13 protein-coding genes are annotated in these 18,628 nt (G+C 52.8%); 2 read left to right on the forward strand and 11 right to left on the reverse strand.

Annotated elements, in window-relative coordinates; genetic code table 11:
- Positions 1 to 68 precede the first annotated feature (68 nt).
- Positions 69 to 3,167, forward strand: coding sequence for an efflux RND transporter permease subunit (locus tag BLR00_RS06075; RefSeq protein ID WP_074631555.1), 3,099 nt, complete (start codon positions 69 to 71; stop codon positions 3,165 to 3,167).
- 31 nt (positions 3,168 to 3,198) lie between these two features.
- Here the strand turns inward: BLR00_RS06075 and BLR00_RS06080 are convergent, their stop codons facing one another.
- From BLR00_RS06080 to BLR00_RS06090, 3 genes are read right to left on the reverse strand one after another with little or no spacing between them, the layout of a single operon-like run.
- Positions 3,199 to 4,479, reverse strand: a complete 1,281-nt coding sequence (locus tag BLR00_RS06080; RefSeq protein WP_074631558.1) for an amidohydrolase family protein — start codon at positions 4,477 to 4,479, stop codon at positions 3,199 to 3,201.
- A gap of 59 nt (positions 4,480 to 4,538) precedes the next feature.
- Positions 4,539 to 5,684 (reverse strand): glucuronyl hydrolase, encoded by a 1,146-nt coding sequence (locus BLR00_RS06085; RefSeq protein ID WP_074631561.1) that lies wholly within the window; start codon positions 5,682 to 5,684, stop codon positions 4,539 to 4,541.
- Between the two features lie 13 nt (positions 5,685 to 5,697).
- The gene (locus tag BLR00_RS06090) at positions 5,698 to 7,149 is read right to left on the reverse strand and encodes an alginate export family protein (RefSeq protein ID WP_074631563.1); all 1,452 of its coding nucleotides are present in this window, start codon (positions 7,147 to 7,149) and stop codon (positions 5,698 to 5,700) included.
- A 147-nt stretch (positions 7,150 to 7,296) separates the two neighbouring features.
- Here BLR00_RS06090 and BLR00_RS06095 point away from each other — a divergent pair, with 147 nt between their 5' ends.
- Entirely contained in the window at positions 7,297 to 8,118 is an 822-nt protein-coding gene (locus BLR00_RS06095) for an alpha/beta fold hydrolase (protein WP_074634161.1), read from the forward strand.
- Here the strand turns inward: BLR00_RS06095 and BLR00_RS06100 are convergent.
- The 8 genes from BLR00_RS06100 to BLR00_RS06135 form a co-directional block, all read right to left on the reverse strand.
- Positions 8,068 to 9,309, reverse strand: coding sequence for an MFS transporter (locus BLR00_RS06100; protein ID WP_074631564.1), 1,242 nt, complete (start codon positions 9,307 to 9,309; stop codon positions 8,068 to 8,070). The genes BLR00_RS06095 and BLR00_RS06100 overlap by 51 nt on opposite strands.
- 129 nt (positions 9,310 to 9,438) lie before the next feature.
- Positions 9,439 to 10,653 (reverse strand): acyl-CoA dehydrogenase family protein, encoded by a 1,215-nt coding sequence (locus tag BLR00_RS06105; protein WP_256324065.1) that lies wholly within the window; start codon positions 10,651 to 10,653, stop codon positions 9,439 to 9,441.
- Entirely contained in the window at positions 10,641 to 12,305 is a 1,665-nt protein-coding gene (locus BLR00_RS06110; protein WP_074631565.1) for a class I adenylate-forming enzyme family protein, read from the reverse strand. Before BLR00_RS06110 ends, BLR00_RS06105 begins: the two co-directional genes overlap by 13 nt.
- Positions 12,302 to 14,185 (reverse strand): CoA transferase, encoded by a 1,884-nt coding sequence (locus BLR00_RS06115; RefSeq protein ID WP_107797646.1) that lies wholly within the window; start codon positions 14,183 to 14,185, stop codon positions 12,302 to 12,304. The genes BLR00_RS06110 and BLR00_RS06115 overlap by 4 nt, the downstream gene beginning before the upstream one ends.
- A gap of 39 nt (positions 14,186 to 14,224) precedes the next feature.
- On the reverse strand, positions 14,225 to 14,497 hold the full coding sequence (locus BLR00_RS06120; RefSeq protein WP_074631567.1) for a MoaD family protein: 273 nt from the start codon (positions 14,495 to 14,497) through the stop codon (positions 14,225 to 14,227).
- Between the two features lie 116 nt (positions 14,498 to 14,613).
- Positions 14,614 to 15,057 carry a M67 family metallopeptidase gene (locus tag BLR00_RS06125; RefSeq protein ID WP_074631568.1) on the reverse strand — a complete coding sequence of 148 codons (444 nt, stop codon included), beginning with the start codon at positions 15,055 to 15,057 and terminating at the stop codon, positions 14,614 to 14,616.
- Positions 15,058 to 15,249: 192 nt separating this feature from the next.
- On the reverse strand, positions 15,250 to 16,422 hold the full coding sequence (gene moeB / locus BLR00_RS06130; RefSeq protein WP_074631569.1) for a molybdopterin-synthase adenylyltransferase MoeB: 1,173 nt from the start codon (positions 16,420 to 16,422) through the stop codon (positions 15,250 to 15,252).
- Between the two features lie 101 nt (positions 16,423 to 16,523).
- Complete coding sequence (locus BLR00_RS06135) at positions 16,524 to 18,398, reverse strand: TonB-dependent receptor (protein ID WP_256324066.1); 1,875 nt, start codon at positions 18,396 to 18,398, stop codon at positions 16,524 to 16,526.
- Between the last annotated feature and the right edge of the window lie 230 nt (positions 18,399 to 18,628).

The following is an 18,628-nucleotide window of genomic DNA, read 5'->3' on the forward strand; positions in this document are numbered from 1 at the left end:
GCATCGTTGCGCCTTGCCCCGCACCCCAAAAATCGCACACTCCACCCTGCTCAACTGCCGGATTTAGGATGAATCTCTCCGAACTGTGTATTCGCCGTCCGGTAATGACGATACTGCTATCGGCTTCTGCCGTCATTGCCGGGATCATTGCCTACGGCGGTTTACCGATTGCCGCGCTACCAAGTTACGATTCGCCCACCATCACGGTAAGCGCGGTGCTTCCGGGTGCAAGTCCCGAGACGATGGCCTCATCGGTGGCGACCCAACTCGAGCGGCAATTCTCCACCATCTCCGGCCTCTCGGTCATCAGTTCGACCAGCACGCTGAGCAATACCACGATAACACTGGAGTTCGACCAGAATCGTGATATCGACAGTGCTTCCATTGATGTGCAGGCGGCATTGTTGCGTGCCCAGCGATCGTTGCCAATCGAAATGACTGCGCCCCCGTCCTACCGCAAGATCAATCCTGCCGATGCTCCCATTATTCATCTTGCCCTGACGTCGCCCTCGATGTCGCTATCGGATCTGAACAGTTTCGCCGAAGATCTTATCTCGCCAACGCTATCGACAATTACCGGTGTGGCACAGGTACAGATCAATGGCCAGAAGAAATACGCTGTGCGTGTGCGTGTGAACGCGGAAGCGCTTGCGGTCCGTGATTTGACGCTTGACGACGTCGCTGACGCCCTGCGCACCGCAAATGCCAACTCTCCCATTGGCACGCTCGAAGGTCCACGTCAGAGCCTCACCATCGAAGCCAATCGCCAGCTCAACAATGCCGCCGAATTTGCGAAACTGATTATCGCCACCTCCCCCAGCGGCAATCCAGTACGGCTGTCGGAGGTGGCGGAAGTTGAAGACAGCGTAGAATCTGTAAAAACTGCAAGCTGGGTCAACGGCGAACGCGCCATCACGCTGTCGGTGCAGCGCCAGCCAGGCGCAAATACCGTTGCCACGGTTGATGCCATCAAGGCGGTCATTCCGGAACTGGTCGCGCAGATGCCGTCCTCGGTTCAGCTCACACTGACCAGCGACCGTTCGGTTTCGATCCGTGAATCCATCCACGATGTGCAGGTCACGCTGGGGATAACCATTGTCCTCGTCTTGCTGGTGATTTTCCTGTTCCTGCGCAAGGCCTCCGCCACGCTGATTCCGGCGCTGTCATTGCCGATTTCGCTATTGGGAACAGTGGCGCTGATGCGCGTTTTTGATTACAGCCTGGACAACATTTCATTGCTCGCCATCACGCTCGCGGTCGGGTTGGTAGTGGATGATGCCATCGTGATGCTGGAGAATATCGTACGCCACATCGAGAAGGGCATGTCGCCTCTGCAGGCCGCCTTGCAGGGATCCAGGGAAGTAAGTTTTACCATCATCTCGATTTCCCTCTCCCTGGTTGCCGTTTTCATTCCGATTTTTTTCATGCCTGGTGTGATCGGGCTGCTTTTTCATGAGTTTGCCGCCGTCGTGGGGATCGCCGTCCTGATGTCCGCTGTCGTATCGCTCACGCTGGTTCCGGTGATGACCAGCCGCTATATTACCGGGCATGAAAGCGAAGGACGCAGCCTGAGATGGACCGAATGGTTCGAGCGCGGGTTTACTAAACTACTGGGCGTCTATGAACGCATGCTTGATTTGGCGCTCCATCATCACCGGGTGGTGTTGGGTATTGCCGTCGGCACCTTCGTTGCGACGGGTCTGTTGTTCATGGTGCTGCCCAAAGGTTTTTTTCCTACCGAGGATATCGGTCAGGCCCTGATCACAGTGGAGGCTGTGGAGGATATTTCGTTTCCCGCCATGTCCGAGCTATTGCAGCGTACCGGCGACGTCATTCGCGCCAATCCCGCGGTCGATACATTAATTGTCAACGCTACCGATAGCAATAGCGCCCGGCTATTCATGACCCTTAAGCCGCGTGGGGAGCGAGCGTCCCTTGATAAGATCATTGAGAACTTGCGCCGGGACGTGAGTGCCGTCCCAGGCGTGAATGTCTTCATAAACCCCATTCAGAATCTCAGGCTTGGCGGCCGCACCAGCAAGAGCCGCTATCAATATGTCATGCGTAGCGTACGTGCCGGCGAGTTGCGCACCGCGGCGGATAGCCTCATGTCACGTATGCGTGAAGATGCCATCTTTCGGGATGTGACCAGCGACTCTCAACTAAAAGGGCTGCAGGCAGTACTCGATATCGATCGCGATAAGGTCAACCTGTTAGGTGTGCAAATGGCCGATATTCGTTCCGCACTTTATAGCGCCTTCGGCGAGCGCCAGGTTTCCACAATCTTTACCTCAACCGATAAGTATCAAGTCATTTTGCAGGTCACCGCCGAAGATCGTGCTGACGAAAGTGCTTTTAACAAGATCTATTTGCGCGCCAAAAATGGTGTGCTGGTTCCGTTATCGAGCGTTGCTTCGGTCAAACGCGAGGTAGGGCCGGTCGCTATCAATCATGCGGGGCAACTGGAGGCCTTGACCATCTCCTTCAACCTTGCTCCCGGCGCGGCGCTGGGGGATGCCTCGGCTCGTATTGACCAGTTCAAGCGCGAACTGAATATGCCGGTGAGTGTTCTGACCAGCTATGCGGGCGATGCCGCGGCGTTCCAGTCTTCACAAGCGAGCCAGGTGGTATTGATCGTTGCCGCATTGCTGGTAATCTACGTGCTGCTTGGCGTGCTGTATGAGAGCTACATCCATCCTCTCACGATTCTTTCCGGGCTGCCCTCCGCGGCGGTGGGTGCGTTGGCGACGCTGTGGTTATTCAATATGGAGCTATCCATCATCGCCATGATCGGTATCCTGATGCTGATCGGTATTGTCAAGAAAAATGCCATCATGATGATCGATTTCGCGCTCGATGCGCAGCGCAATGCCGGCATGCCGCAGCGCGAAGCGATCCGGACTGCCTGTCTGTTGCGTTTTCGCCCCATCATGATGACCACCCTGGCGGCACTGATGGGGGCGCTTCCCATCGCGCTTGGACTGGGTGCAGGTGCCGAGTTGCGCCAACCGCTGGGTCTCGCCGTGGTCGGGGGGCTATTGTTCTCGCAGATCATTACGCTTTTCATTACACCCGTGATCTATCTTTATCTGGATCGCTTTTCCGGCAAGGGGCCGCTCAAATTCGAGACGGATCGGGAATCCTGGCCGCGGCAAGAATTGCCGTAAGGTGACTTGTATGCCGATGACGAACCAGCAATTAATTTCCAAAATTATTCACCACGATTTTGCCCCCCGAAATAACAAGATCGGGATATTCCAGAATTTTCAGATTTTGGGCGGGATCGCCTTTCACCGCAATAATATCGGCCGGCGCACCGGATTGTAAGGTACCCAGCAGCGGCAAATTCAGGTGCTGACCCGCTTTGGATGTCGCAGCGCGCAGGACATCGATCAGTCCCATTTTTGCCATTTGCCTCATATAGATCAGCTCCTGCGCATCGATTCCCCAGGGAATATCCGGATGCGCAATTTCAGCCCCGTACAAAAATTCGCCACCCAGCGCCGCCCAAGTGCCGGCATTGTGAGCCACGCCCGAACATTTGGACAAGGTATCCAGTGTAGTGACTATTTTTACATTCTGCTCCACCGCCTTTTTTAGCAACGACGCAGGAATAATGTCACAAGGCACGTGGGCCCATTCATCGATACCCGCGTTGATGGCAATGCGCGCACCGGTTGCTTCGGCAATATGTACTGTTACCTTACGATTATTTTTATGGGCTTCATCCACAATCGCTTTCACGATATTTTCTGGTAATAGCGGCCATGCTTGCTTCAAAGCGTTATGGGCAGGCTTGGGATGAGCGTGCGCGTGTTCTACACTCCGTTGATCATGATGATGACCGTGGCCATGACCAGAGTCATGACCATGACCGGATGACCAGGGGGCGCCCGCCTCGCCACCGGGCTCCAGTGCGACCTTGATCACGACTGCGCCACCATTTATAAGATCACGGACAGTCTCCCGCGCTTCTTTCTCGCTGGAAACCTCCGTGGCAATGTTTGTTTTTCCCAGCATCGGAATGGGATAACCATTCGGTGCGGTAATAATCGGTCCGGAGGTTAATACACGCAGGTTGCCGTTCCCGCCGTATGGCTTGTGCACCGGTCCACCCACATCCCGAATCGTTGTAATGCCATGTTTCAGAACGGTATCAGCCGGAACATTCTGGAATGAGAGATGGGCATGCAATTCGATAAAACCGGGTAGTATGGTTGCATCACCCAGATCAATGACTTTGGCATTACTGGACTTGAATGATTCGCGTGTCCCGATTTGAGCCACTTGCCCGTTTATCACTAACACTGAAGTATCCGTTCTGATGTTGCTGCCGTCGAAAACCCGCGCGGCATGCAGGAGAATAGATCCATGCCCGGTTTCCTGAGCGATCACTAGGGAGGAAGTAAAGATTGCCGGAATCAAACATAAGCAGGAGGTGAACCGGCTGATCAATCCAAAAGGCATACATTTCATCATTTCATATCCTTCATTCATAGATGTTTTGGAATTTAGCAATCATTGCGTAACAGATATTGTTAACAATGGCCCGGCTGGATGACATCAACGAGAACACATAGCGCCACCATGAGAAAATAACTGCCCCAGGCCGACTCAACCAGTTCGTTCTTTCCCTGACTGGTTTTGTAGCAGCAACCCCAGAATATTCCCGAAGCCACCCGGTCTCCATTTTTCTGATGATGGCTATTTCCGTGAAGCCCGGTAAAGTATTGGCTGCGAATGATCGCGGTAACCTGTTGATGGGCATGAGCACGCCATTGTTCTCCATCAGGTATCAGGTCCGCGAGGGAGAGCATTGCCAGCGACGCGATTACAGAGGACAAGGGGTCGCAAAGTCCTGATGGATGGTTCAGTCGATCCGGCGGCAAAGACTCAGGCCGCGAACGTCTCCAATATTCACAAGCGGAATGGGTATGGGTCAAGTAAGGTTCCCCCCATTGTGCCGCCGCCCGGCTTAATCCCAACATGGCCCAGGCCTGGCCGCGAGACCACTTGCCGGCGTGATCAGCAGCTCGAAAACTCCCGTGGCTAAAGTAGGCGCCTGGGTGAAATGCGCCGCCATCGCTGCGGCATGCAGTCAATAGGGTATCCGCATGACAACGTGAGATTTGATGATAAACGCTATGTTCACTGCGGTTGAGAAGTTGGATCAGGGCGGCAAGAGTGTCTATCGTAATTCGTTGATTCCCTTCCTTTCCGCCACCCATGCCGGTGCCAAGGGGAATACAATTTATTTCCGGGTCATAGGAACTCGCAATTGCGGCAATAGATTTTTTCGTGAGCTCGCGTGCAGCGCTATTACCAAACCAGACATCGCCGAGGGATGTCCCGTGCCAAAAAATCAGGCTGCGGTTAATAGTGTCGACGCTGATTTTCGAGGATAAGCGCTGACAGATATCTGACGCCTTGCGTAGATCCAGTGCTGATCCTGTTATCCGTGATCGCAGCCACCACCATCCGCTCCAGAATCCTCCCACCCAGGAGCCTCCCGACGAGATAACCCACTGATCTGCAGTTCCTGGTGAATAGAGAGGAAAACCATCTGTGCAGCGGGAATCAATGGCCTCCATGCGATGAATCATCAACGCAAGCGCATTCGTTATTTCTTCCCGGCTCAACAGCTGCTCGTCGGTGTTCCAGGACTTCCTTTCCAATAGGTGCATGAGTCATCCTTTTTCAGAAAATAAAGTTGAAATCTACGTAGACCATGTCGGCATCCTTTTTTCCGCTATAAATATTTCGGGTGACGCTGCCGCCGAAGGCATGCCCGTAATAGAATCTCCATGACAGTTCCTTGGTGAGAGCATGTGTGAAACTGATATCCACCAATTGACCCACGTCGCTTTTGCCGCTTGAAGGCTTTCCTGAATAGCCGAATGCTCCCGAGCTCGACGTCGGTCCCAACCCACCGTAGAACAGATCGGCCGAGTTGGTGAGTGACAGATGATGCAAGTCAATGGTTACCCGGGTCTGTGGAGTGGGTGAGACGGTCATCTGGATGAACGCATCTTGCATATTCATCAGGTTGTAGAATGGGAACTTGGCATAGCCGCGCCCATTGGGAAGCACCGAAAAGAAAGTTTTGTGCTTGCCATCGCTTGCATCATCATCGCCCGAGCTTAGAAAATAATGGGCACGCAACCATGGCTTAAAGTCAAGGTTGGTCCATTGGTAACCGGCCTCGGCAGCGATAGCCCAAGCCTGATGGTCCTGGCTGGTCCAATCGCCAAACTGATAAGCTCCCCACAATAAAGCGTCGACACTGCCCGAGTTCAGTTGATGAAGGGTCAACAGGTGAGCGCCTATGGTATGAATATTCAGGTTCTGGCTATCAAGCCTCGGTCGATCAGCAGCGGGGCGGTTGTCCACCACCTGAGTGTTACGCTTGTCATCGTAATTGATATAGAAGAGTCGACCCTCGGTTCCCGGCAGCAGCGCATCCTTCTTGCTGGTGAGCGCCCCATAAAACAGATTGATGTCGCTAATTTCATTTTGCCCCTGGACGGTAAATCCACCCTGGGTTGGGCGCATGCCACTTGCCGTGATATTGAAAGCTGGCCGGTCATAAACAGCGTTAAAGCCATCGAAGCTTCGCCCCACATGGACAATATTCGACGCCACGAGGCGTTGCGCGACACGTGCCCTTTTGAGTCCATCGAACTTGTCATTGCCAGATCTGTATTCCATGCCATCCATAAACTCGAATCGGCCAATCTTCAAGAATGTCCCAGGCAGGCCCAGTGAATTGAACTTGAAATTCAGATAAGCTTGTTTCAGAAAAATATTGCTGGCATTAGTGGACTGATTTGCCAGGAAATAGGCGCCACCCAGCCCTAAAGGGCCACCGGGTGACGCAACCGCATCATTGGGCAATCCATATAAACCAACGTATTGGGCTTGTGCATAGCCATCGACGTATGAAGTCGTGAGCAGCGCTCCGAGCCTGGCGCGCAGTGCCCATAAATCATATGAATTGTTATTATTCATTGCTGGGCTGGGCCGAAAATAGTTCCATGCCTCGTAGCTGCCATAAAATTCGCCGGTGATGCGCAGGTAGGGATTGATCTGACCCAGGAATTTGGGTTCTTCAGCACCCAATGCGCTGCTGATTTGTAACATGGACCCCATAACAATCCATGGAATTAACAGTTTTAGCCGCATACTGTGTGGATTGACTTGTTTATTTACAGGCACGGGCTTAAATTCTTCCGCTTGCTCAATTTTGTTTCTCGTTTAAAAAGTCCACAGTCAAAAAAATTCACAATCAGAAAAATCATGGAATTGATTTCCTCCAAGGATGGAGTACCCATCGCATGCTGGCATGGCGGCGTAGGGGAGACCTTGTTACTTGTGCACGGCACCTCTGGCGATCACTTCGCATGGGCACCGGTATTGGCCACGCTTGAACGCCACTTCAATGTGTGGACCATCGATCGGCGGGGACGTGGCCACAGCGGCGACGCCAACCGCTATGCACTCGAACGCGAATGCGAAGATATCGCCGCGGTCATTGATGCCATAGGGGGTACCGTGCACCTCCTCGGACATTCCTTCGGAGGGCTCTGTGCCCTGGAAGCTGCAAACCTGACTTCAAACATCGGCGGACTTGTCCTCTATGAGCCACCCATTTCGCTGGCTGGGAGCGGTTGGTCGGCCGAACTTGACAGATCCATGCAAACGTTGCTGGATGCGGGAAATCGAGAGGGAGCACTGCTGCTTTTTTTTCGAGACATCGTCAAAACACCATCCCATGAGATTGCTGCCATGCAGGCTGGATTGCACTGGCCAGAACGAATCGCCGCAGCTCACACGATTCACCGCGAATTGCAGAGTATTGACCGCTACGTCTTCGAACCCTTCCGGTTTCATGCCCTGCGAATTCCTGTTTTGCTCCTGCTCGGTGGCGAAAGTCCCTCACGTCGCCATCTTATTGCCGAAACGCTTCACCAAGCTCTGGCTTGCAGTGCGATCAAGATCCTCCCGGGACAGCAGCATAGTGCGATGAGAACCGCTCCCGATTTATTCGCTCATGAAGTTGTAAAGTTTTTAAATGTCCGCGGCCTTCGTACGCTCAGCGGCGCAGACCATCATGGTTGATGCCTGTGTCTTGCTCCGGCGCGTGGAGGCCAACGCCAACGACATGATGCAGGCGCATAGAAGCACACCAATCAGCGTACTCCAGCCCAGCGACCCTTCGGAATAGCTGGACAAGGCGCCATACAGCGGCGGGCCCAGCGCGAAGCCGCCGAAGAAGGCAACCGAAATAAAGCCGGATGCGGCAGTCACCGGACCAAAAGCCGGATCTCGTATCAACATGCTCATTGCTATTGCATTGGTGCCTACCGCGGTAAGTCCCATGCCAATCGCGCCGATCCATAGCCGCCAGTGGGTTTCCGGGCTCGCTAGCATCGTCACTGCTATCGTGCAAGCTGCAATCGTTATCAGCATGAGCAGAAGCAGCGATTCGTCCTTGAGTTTCGCTCCTATAGGCGTCAACACTATCCTGGAGATGATTCCCATCACGCCAAAAACCGCAATCAAGGTGCCGGCCAGGGATAACGGCATACCTTGCCGGATGGCAAAGCTGGGCAGGAATGTGACGAAGGCAGAGAGCGATATTCCGACGCAAAACTGAATGCCCATCAACCGCAGCAGGAGCGAATTTGGCAGCGAGAACATGAAGCCCTTAACTGTTCCGCCGCGCTTCCCGGGAGTGAACAAAGGCGTCGAGATTGCGAATAACAGCGCGACCGGAACAATCATGCCCAATGCGGCACGCCAGCCATATTGAAATGCGATACCGGGGAGTATCAGGCCGGCGAAGAGGGCCGCTACCTGAACACCGGATTGCTTGAGCCCCACGACTTTTGCTTTCTTATCAGGCGGAACCTGCTGCGCGATCAGCAAATTTGTGACAGGGTTCGCGAGTGCCTGGGCGATACCGCAGATAGCAGTCGCCGCCACTAATCCATAAAAATCTTTTACTGTTGCCATCAGGGTGAAAGCCAACGCGATGGCAGAGAAAAGCACCATCAACGCATAACGTGAACCCATGCGATCCACGATAGCACCCGCCCAGAGTGATAAGATGGCCGCTAGGCCAAATGAACTCATTACCAGGTAACCCAGTAGTGCGGGTTCAAAGCGTAAGTCGCGGCCAAGGAGCGGCCCAAGGGTGCTGATGGCATATAAGATCAGCATAGGCAAGGCCATGGCAAATACCAGGACAATCCGGAACCCGATGTCTACAATCACTGTGTGCCGGGTGGTAACGGTCATTATCGGCATTGTCCGTACCCTCCGCCGATGAGCAGGTACTGGCGCCGGTACCATGATGCAAGCGAGTAAAAGCACACCGCCAGTACACTGTATCCAGGCAAGTCACGGGAAATATTCGGAAAGCTCGCAAGAATCGAATCAGTCAAAGTAATAGACGTCCTCTTCTTTATAGAAATTGATGAGCCGGCGGCCCACCGAACTGATAAGCGACTCATCCGAACCGTCAAGGATGCGCGACGTGCGCGCTATTCTGTAGATACCGGAAAGCGGGGTAAGATCGCTGATGCCTTCGGCGCCATATAGTTGTACCGCAGAGTCCGAGGCGATGCATAAAGCTTGTGATGCAGCTATTTTTGCGATATTGATCTCGATATCATTTGAACGCCGGGCATCGACACCCCTTGCGGCTACCCGGATGAGCGCACGCGCACTTGCAATAGCCTGGTACGCCTTGGCAACATGTTGGCGCACCAGCTGCTTCTCTGGCAGCCGGGCGGATCTGCCACGATCAGAATTAATTCGGGCGCCCATTAAATCGAAACATCGTTGCGCCAATCCCACCCAGTTCATTGAGCGAAGCTGGCGGCCCATTCCGAGCCGCCAGCTCATTAAATCAATACCGCTGCCGCGGGTACCCAGCAGATTATGCGAAGGGACCCGCACCTCACTAAAAGATATCTCGCCCTGACCCAGGGAGCGGTCCATCACGGTAATCTGACGCTCGACCCTGAATCCAGGTGAATCAGCCGGAACGACAATCATGGAAAGGGCCTTGCCGGGTGCTGTATTTTCTTCGGCCGTGCGCGCCAGGACAGTGACAAAAGTCGCCCGGTCCGTATTGCCGACAAACCATTTTCTGCCATTGATAGTCCAGTTGCCATTCGACAGATATGCGGAGGTCGTTATCAGGGCGGGAAACGATCCGCCATGCTCCGGCTCCGTCATGCCGTAGCTTGGAATGGCTTTCCCGGCCACCATGGGTTGCAGGAAATTCTGGCGGATTTCATCGGTGCCAAATTTCAGCAGCATATGCGCATCGAGTGCAGAGTGGCTGCCAAGGATGGCCGGGGAGAATTCCGAGCGCCCCTCCTGTTCAGCGACGATCAGATAGTCTTCCAGAGACGCTATTCTTCCGCCGTGGGAGAGTGGATAAAACAAACCCCATAGTCCGGCATAGCGGGCTTTCTCGGCCAATTCCGATTGCAGGCAAAATGATGCATTTCCGTCTTGAGCCAACCGCGATTCGTTTGGAATGATCATTTCATCGACAAACTTTCTCACTTCGCTCGCAAGTACTCTGGCTAGTTCCGTGTGTGCCGATTTTTCGTGTATTTCCGGCATCAATGTGCCCATTGAGCAAAGCCGGGTTCAGTCATGCGCTGGACAAATTCGATTTCCGCGGTTAACTGCTTTTTATCGATCTTTCCCGCCGGACTGAGTGGCAGTTGCCGGTAGTAGCGTAAATATTCCGGAAGCTTGTTGGTTTCCAGACCCTGTTCACGCAGGTAGCGGGCGAATTGGGAGAGCGATGGGCGCTCGACCTCGTCGCGTAATACCAGGCAGAGACAAACGCGATGCCCCAGATCCGGATCGGCAACCGGTACACAGGCGGCGCTGACAACGGCTGGATGAGAGACTGCGATATTCTCAATTTGGGCGGGACTGATATTGATCCCGCCACGAATAATGATGTCTTTTTTACGACCGGACAGCACCAGATATCCGTCATTATCAATAAGACCAAGGTCTCCGGTATAAACCCAGCCTTCCTCATCCCGGTATAGCGCATCCAGGTCTGGAGCATTGACATATTGCATCGGGCTTATCGGGCCTCTGGCGGTAATTTCACCGATGCAACCTTGCGGCACCTCCTGCTTCTGGTCATCGACTATGCGGATGGAGCAGACGTCCGGATTAGGCCGGCCCGCTTTACGAAAAACAGTCTCCAAATCATCATCAAGGGTAGTGTGGCAGTTAACACCGTCCGCCGATCCGTATAAGCTGATAAACCCGCATCTGAATGCGTCGGTACATCGGCGGATTGAGGCTTCATCGATTTTCGCTCCGCCACTGATAATAGCCATCAGACTGGAGGTATCGATTTTAGATAATGCCGGGTCCGCGGCGATGCGTTGAAACATGGTGGGGACGCCAAAGATGTAGGTCGGCTTCAGCTCCGCGATGGCCTGAATGGCAGCCGCGACATCGAATTGCGGCAGAACAATAACCGATCCGCCGAGCCAGGACAAAATGCCGAATGTCGCGGTTGAGCCAAATGCCGTGCCAAGCGGCATTAAATAAAGTCCCCTGAAAGTACCTCCGTCAGGATGTATTCGTTGCAGAAAGCGTCCCCGTCCACCAGCCAGCGCATTATGCGAATAGGCAACCCATTTCGGCTCGGATTCGGTTCCGGATGAGATCAGGAGGCGAACGGGTGATTCGGGAGAGACTTCCGGTAATTGACTTAATTCAACTGGCTCGGCTTGAAACAGGTCATCCATTGTGTGCCAGCCTTTTCGGCTTCTTCCATCAACAACGAGAATACGGAGTGACAGCACAGTCGGCCGTATTGTTTCAATCATCTTACATAGATCGGTTCCGGCGTATTCCTGCTCGACAACAATTAAACGCGCGTCACACCGTCTCAGCAAGGACTGGATATCAAGGCGGCCGCGCCCTGGGGGAAAAGGCGCCACAATCGCGCCCAATGCGGCCGCCGCGAGATCGATTACGCAGCTACGCCAACTGTTAGGGAGCTGGTATGCCACAACGTCTCCGGAAACAATCCCCAGCGCTTTGAGACTGCCAGCCAGGCGATGGATCTTATCCAATAGCTCTGCGTAAGTGATGGTTTGATCGAGAGATATAACTGCCGGACTGTCGGGGTGCCGCCGTACATGCTCGCAAAACAATTCATATACGGATTTATCAGGATAAATTCCATTTTGGGCCCACTGCTTGCGAATTTCAGCGGGAACCATATCTATGACGCCAGAATGATTCATTTGAAACTCCAGGGAGAATTAACTCTTGTATAAGAGCCAGGACTTAAGCCTGGCTGCAGATGCGCTGTGGTCTGCAAGTCAGCGAGATCTTCAATAACAACGGCTGAAGGTACGCGTGCCTGTTCAAAAATCTCAGCCCACTCATACGCCGTTCTTGACAGGAACAGGTCACTCAGGCACTGCTCAAAATCATCTTCCATACCGATGCCGACTTCAAGCACTTCGGATAATCTCACCAGCGTTTCCAGGTCACAGCACTCGATCGCAATTTTTCCCTGCTTGGTGTCATAGACATTGTCGATAATGCTTCCGGGGATTGAGCCAGTGCCCGGCAAGCTATATAAGTTCTGAAAATCATCTGCACACAAAAGTGTTGACGCGCTCATCAGCGATGAGGTGACTTTCCCGCCTGCATTATTCATACATCGATTGAGCAGTGCGATAGTGATTCCCTGTGCCGCGACAACGCCTCCTAGTACATCAAGTACCGTAAATAACGATCCGCCAAGCGTGCCGGAAGCCTCAGCGACTCTTTTGGCGATGCCGGAGTAGGCTTGAGCCATAAAGTCCGTGCCGGGCATTGGACTTGAAGGGGAATGTGCGGCGCTGTCTGTCGCCCAACCGGCGGCATAGGCATAAATCAGGGAAGGATTGATCGTAGCCAAATCATCATGGTCGAGATTTAACAGCACCGCTTTACCGGGTGCCCAGTTATGCAGGAATACATCGGCATGGCGCGCCAACTCCTTGATTTCCGCTTGCCCGGCTGGAGATTTGATGTCCACTTCCCGAATGGTTTTAAGGCGATTGAGCGCATCGAATCGTGCAGAACAGCCTTCGGCCATCGGTGGCATACCTCGCAGAGGGTCACCACCCGGTGGTTCTATCCTGATAACCGTCGCACCCAGAAGTGCGAGCAGGTGTCCCGCAAGGGGGCCTTGAATCCGCCGGCAGGATTCGATGATGGTAAGTCCACTCAACGGTAAGTCATTGGTGACACGACTTGACGCCGTGCCGTTGAGGTTTGTCTCGAAAACGAATTCCCACGGACCCTGAAGCCATACGTATTTACTGTCATTGTCTTTGGCCCTATCGTCGATCGAGCGCACCGGGCAAATAGCCATGCCAGTGCGGATACATATTTGTGAAATATGGGAGTAAGAAAATTTCGATATTGCGCTAACCAATTCCTCAGGCAGAGGAGATACAGCTTTGGCATATCTCAGCAAAAAGGCCATCCATCCCTTGCCGGCCACTGTTGAACTCACACCGATCTCGGTCCAGAATTTTTGCCAGGGTCCGACGTCAAGTGTTTCGAGTTCAAAGATGACACCATCCAAGGAAACAAAGGGAAGGCAGGCAGGATGTGAAATCTGGTCCGGCAATAGCGTTTCGGGAGATTCTGAAGCGGTGGCCCCCGCTATATACTGCCCCACGCTCAACAGGGCTGCGGATGCCATCGAAACACTGCTATTGGACACCGAAAGGCCTCGTAGCTGACCTATCGAGGCAGCCACTCCTCCCTGGAGTGCCAATGCGGCAGTCAAGGTTGAGACGTAGTTCAACCCCAGAGGTCGAGATTTACCGCTGGCTCGTCCATGCACCGACATGAGCCCGCAAGCCGCCTGCATGATATTTTCAGTCACAGAAGCTTGCCTGGAGGTGTCATCCCATCTCGTCACGCCGCATATGACAGGCGTGGTATGAGGAGTCTTGAATTCAAACGAGAGTACGGCATTGTCCGCCGAATTCTCGTTTGGAGCGATTTCCATGCCCAGTGCGGTAGACTGGTAAATCAGCGAAGATGCGATGGCGGTAAAATCAGGCGCCGGGTTTTTTAATGCGCCCGCTATCACACAACCCGTTAATGTTCGATTCATGCTCATATTTCTTATATATGAAAAAGGGTTGGATTCCGTTTATCCTCCGGCGACGGCGGGCAGAATGGTTAACGAATCGCCATCTCGCAGGCTTGTGGAAAGACCGTTACCGAAACGAATGTCATCATCATTCACGTATATATTGATAAAGCGGTGCGCTTTTCCTTCGGTGATCAGTTTTTCCTTGACGCCCGGATACTGCTGTTCCATCTGTTCGATGACTTCAAGAACATTGAAACCGGAAATTTCGATACGCTTGTGATTGTTGGTGAGCGGTCTGAGTATGGTTGGGATATTCACGGTGATTGGCATATTTATTCCTTTGGAAATTCATTCTTGAGAGAAACCAGAAATCGTGGATAAGATAGTAAGGCTGATAAAGATTTGACTTTGGTTAACGTCAAAGCTCGCTATGGAATCCGAGTTTCTTAAGCCACCATTGCCAATTCCCACCCTGTTTTGTATGACTCCAGTATTCTCACCCGCTCTTCGGTAACCATCCCGTCCGCGATGCGGAAACTGCGAATCTCTTCTCCATGCCTGGCGTCTGTTGGAATAATGACGTAATGGGAGCGGGGCTCGGTCGCATGCTTGACGTCGGTACGGCTCGGATAGGCTTGCGTACCGGTGTGCGAGTGATAGATGACGATCGGCTCTTCACCTCGCGCCTCCATCGTTCTCCAGACCTGCAGCTGCTGCTGCGGGTCGAACTCAAAGAAAGTCTCTGAGCGGGCCACATTCCGCATGGGGATCAGACGTAATGGAAGATTGGATCCTTCGAGGCCGGCGATGACGCCACAGGTCTCGATGGGATGATCTTTGCGTGCTTGAGCAATCATTGCCTCAACAAGCTTAGCGTGTATGGTCAGCATATTTTTTCAACTCCTGATATAAGTATGTTGATCGAAACGACAAAAAATCTCTGTCCTGCCAAAAAAAGCAATTTTTCAAAATCTGGTGAATGATGGGTAACCAGTCAACGCGCTAGGTAGAGCAGGACCGCGGTGGCAGAGTAAACGGTTACGATGAAAAAATAGAAACGGTGATTTGCTTACACGCCTCGACTAATAACGAGGTAGAGACCGATCCACATCTCTAATCCACGCTAAAATCCCGCCATCCAGGCTTTTAACGTTTGTAAAGCCTTGCTTGCGCATCTCAAAGAGAACATCCTTGGAACGAACGCCCATCTTGCAATGAAGTACAATGAAATCCTCTTTATTGAATTGGGATAAGACATCCTCGGACATTATTTTATTTTTGGGGATATGATTGGCGCCTTCGATATGAACAATGTTCCATTCTTCGATTCCGCGCACATCGATCAACTGCAAGTCTGTGCCGCTTTCCCGCATTTTTTTTAGCTCCAATGCGCTGATTACCGGCACATCCGTTTTACTATCAGTTACCGCCCGCTTTTGTCCGCAAAATTCCTGATAATCGATCAATCCGGTTATGGGAGTTCTCACGGGCGCCCGCCGTATCGGAATAAATCGATAGGTCATATCCAGCGCATCATAGACAGCAAGCCGGCCAAGCAGGGTATCACCCAGCCCGGTAATTAACTTAATAGCCTCTGTTGCCATGATTGCCCCGATCGAAGCACAGAGGATGCCTAATACTCCGCCCTCCGCGCATGAGGGCGCCATTTCGGATGGCGGCGGTTCGGGGTACAGATCACGATAGTTCAGACCGCCTCCACCCGGCGCATTTTCCCAAAAGACGGAAGCCTGCCCTTCGAATCGGAAGATGGATCCCCAGACATAGGGCTTTTCCGCAAGCACACAGGCATCGTTGACAAGATAGCGCGTGGAGAAATTATCCGTTCCGTCCACAATCAGGTCATAACCCGAGATTATTTCTACGGCATTGGTTGCTTCGAGGCGTTCGTTATGAAGCTGAACGTGAACATAGGGATTTAACTCGTTGACCGAGTCTTTCGCGCTCCTGGATTTGAATCTGCCAATATCCGATTGTCCGTGAATGATCTGTCTTTGCAGATTGGATTCATCGACAATATCGAAGTCAATGATTCCCAAAGTCCCCACTCCGGCTGCCGCGAGATACAGGAGCACCGGGGACCCCAGACCCCCGGCGCCTATCACCAGGACTCTGCTGTTCTTGAGGCGTTGTTGTCCTTCCAGACCAACGTCGGGAATCAACAGATGACGGCTGTACCGAGAAATTTCATCGTTGGTCAAGTCTTCAGAAGGGTGTACTAGTGGTAGCAACTGCATCAAAAACCTCCATGTTTAAAACATAAAACTCGTCATCAATACTCACCGGTCTCAACAGAGATCCATTACCCACGCCTTGCTTTATAACCGTGCCTTCGTATTCAGAAGCTCGCGGATAAGCCGATTTGACCCCAGCGTCCCGGCATGGGATACCCTGGGCGATAGGCATAGTTGGCATCCAAAAGATTTTCCATGGCCACGAAAATTTCACCTCTTTTACCCAGCATCGGCATCCGGTGAGATACACGCGCATTCATGATTACAAATGAATCGACTTCCTCGGTGTTGATGGCTCCCGCCGCGCGCGGGCGGCTCAGCGCCAAAATACTGGACTGATACTGAGTATCGACTGTCAGGCGGATGGGCCCCATCTGCCCGTTTATACCCGCTGTGACCGCCCGCTTGGGTGTATAGGGCAAATTGTCGATGCTGGGGTCGAGCAGGGTCAGGCCGCCAAATACGGTCCAGTTCGGCGTGATATTTTGTCTGATTGCAATTTCGGCGCCGCGCATTACATAGGTACCGAGATTCAAAAACTGGGGAGGGGGCGGAACATTGGGCGGGAAGCCAAAGATATAGCGATTTTTCACCTGATCGATAAACAGGCTGATGTCGATCTGCGTTGATTCCATGGGAGTCAACTTCACGCCGACCTCGGCGTGATTGAGCTCTTCCGCGGAGAGTTGCTTCCAGCTTTGTCCCAGCGGGGGAATCAGGGAGGAGAGAATCGGCGCATCCAAACCCGGATAATTGATACCGCGCGACACATTACCAAATACCGTAATCCTCTCGGATATCAGAGACAGGCCGGCGTGTGGCGAGGTTCTGGTTCGAAATTCGCTATGGTCATAAACGCGCATGCCGATTGCTGGCACGAGTGACCAGCCTTTGCCTAGATCGATCGTTTGGCTCAGTGCAATGTAGGGCGAAGTAACGCGAAAAGTCGGCGAATTAAAGCTGCCCTGCGGTGCTGGCGCCACGCGATTGAATCGCGAATCACCCGAGACCCAGTCGCTATCCAGTCCGGCAATAATAGCCCCACCTTTCCATAAAGAGAACTCTTCTTTCCAGCGAACGCCAGTCATCTGGAAATTATTGAACTGATTCCCTTCCAGTCCGGGTTGGTGCAGCCAGTTGCCTTCTCCTCTGTTGTGGTAAACACGAAGGTCGCCACGCCAGTTACCATGACGATGCGATGCAAAAACAGAGACCATTCCTGCCTGGGTATTGTATTGCGGCGCCACAGCAGGTACTGGGAGACGATTGTCACCCGGATCGCGTGCCTGGTTATTGACATAAAGAAAGCTCGTGCCAATCGACCAATTGGCATTCAGCCGCAAACCAATGCGTCCCATTACATTATTCAATTCGCCGCTTGCATTGGGCCGGTGACCATTCGACTGGGCATGACCCTGTGCCAGCATGAAATCCACGTTACCCCGGCGGCCGACCAGATCCACCTGCTCGATGAAGGTGCTAAAGTAGCCCCCGGATATTCTTCCGTTGGCCTGAATACCATCCTCGATTGCGCGTTTGGTTTCCAGGTTGATCGAGGCAAAGTTGTTACCGTTGATTTGCGGCTGCGGACTTTTGTAGACAGTGATGGACTGCATGCCATTGACCGGTAACAGGTCGAGCAATGGATGATTCCATACTCCCATGTAAAACGGGATGCCATCAATGTAAGTCTTGATTTCACTGCCTGGACGGCTTACGCCCATTCCGCGAATATAGACGGCGCCGCCCTGATCGCCGCCAAAACCGCCCACCGGGTTATAGCGTGATATTTGCACCCCGGGGGTGCGGCGAAGTGCCGTGGCCAGATCGAATGCATTCTGGTCGCGTAACTGGCTTTCGCTGACCACTGCAGATGTGCTCGAAAACGGGTCGATGAGAACGCGATCAATAATCGGATTAGCCGTCACGACAACCGGAGATAGTGTAGTGCCCGGAACTGGAGTTGTACTCTGTGCCATTGAAAATCCTGAGAAGATCATTATTACGACGGCGGATGTTACGGTGACTGCGGTTTTTTTTCTTTTCATTTTCCTTATTTTCATTTGAGTGGCCGGTGTCAGTGAAGACAAGGCCAGATCGTGCCAGTGGCATATTATTTTCTCTAATCTTATGACAAAAGCTTGTGAGCTTATTGCAGGCGCTCGTATGACTGCTGGCGGAAAATATAATGGAAATCGATAAAATTAGG

Origin of the sequence: Nitrosospira multiformis (assembly GCF_900103165.1) — a bacterium.
In the GTDB taxonomy this organism is placed as follows: Bacteria; Pseudomonadota; Gammaproteobacteria; order Burkholderiales; family Nitrosomonadaceae; genus Nitrosospira; species Nitrosospira multiformis_D.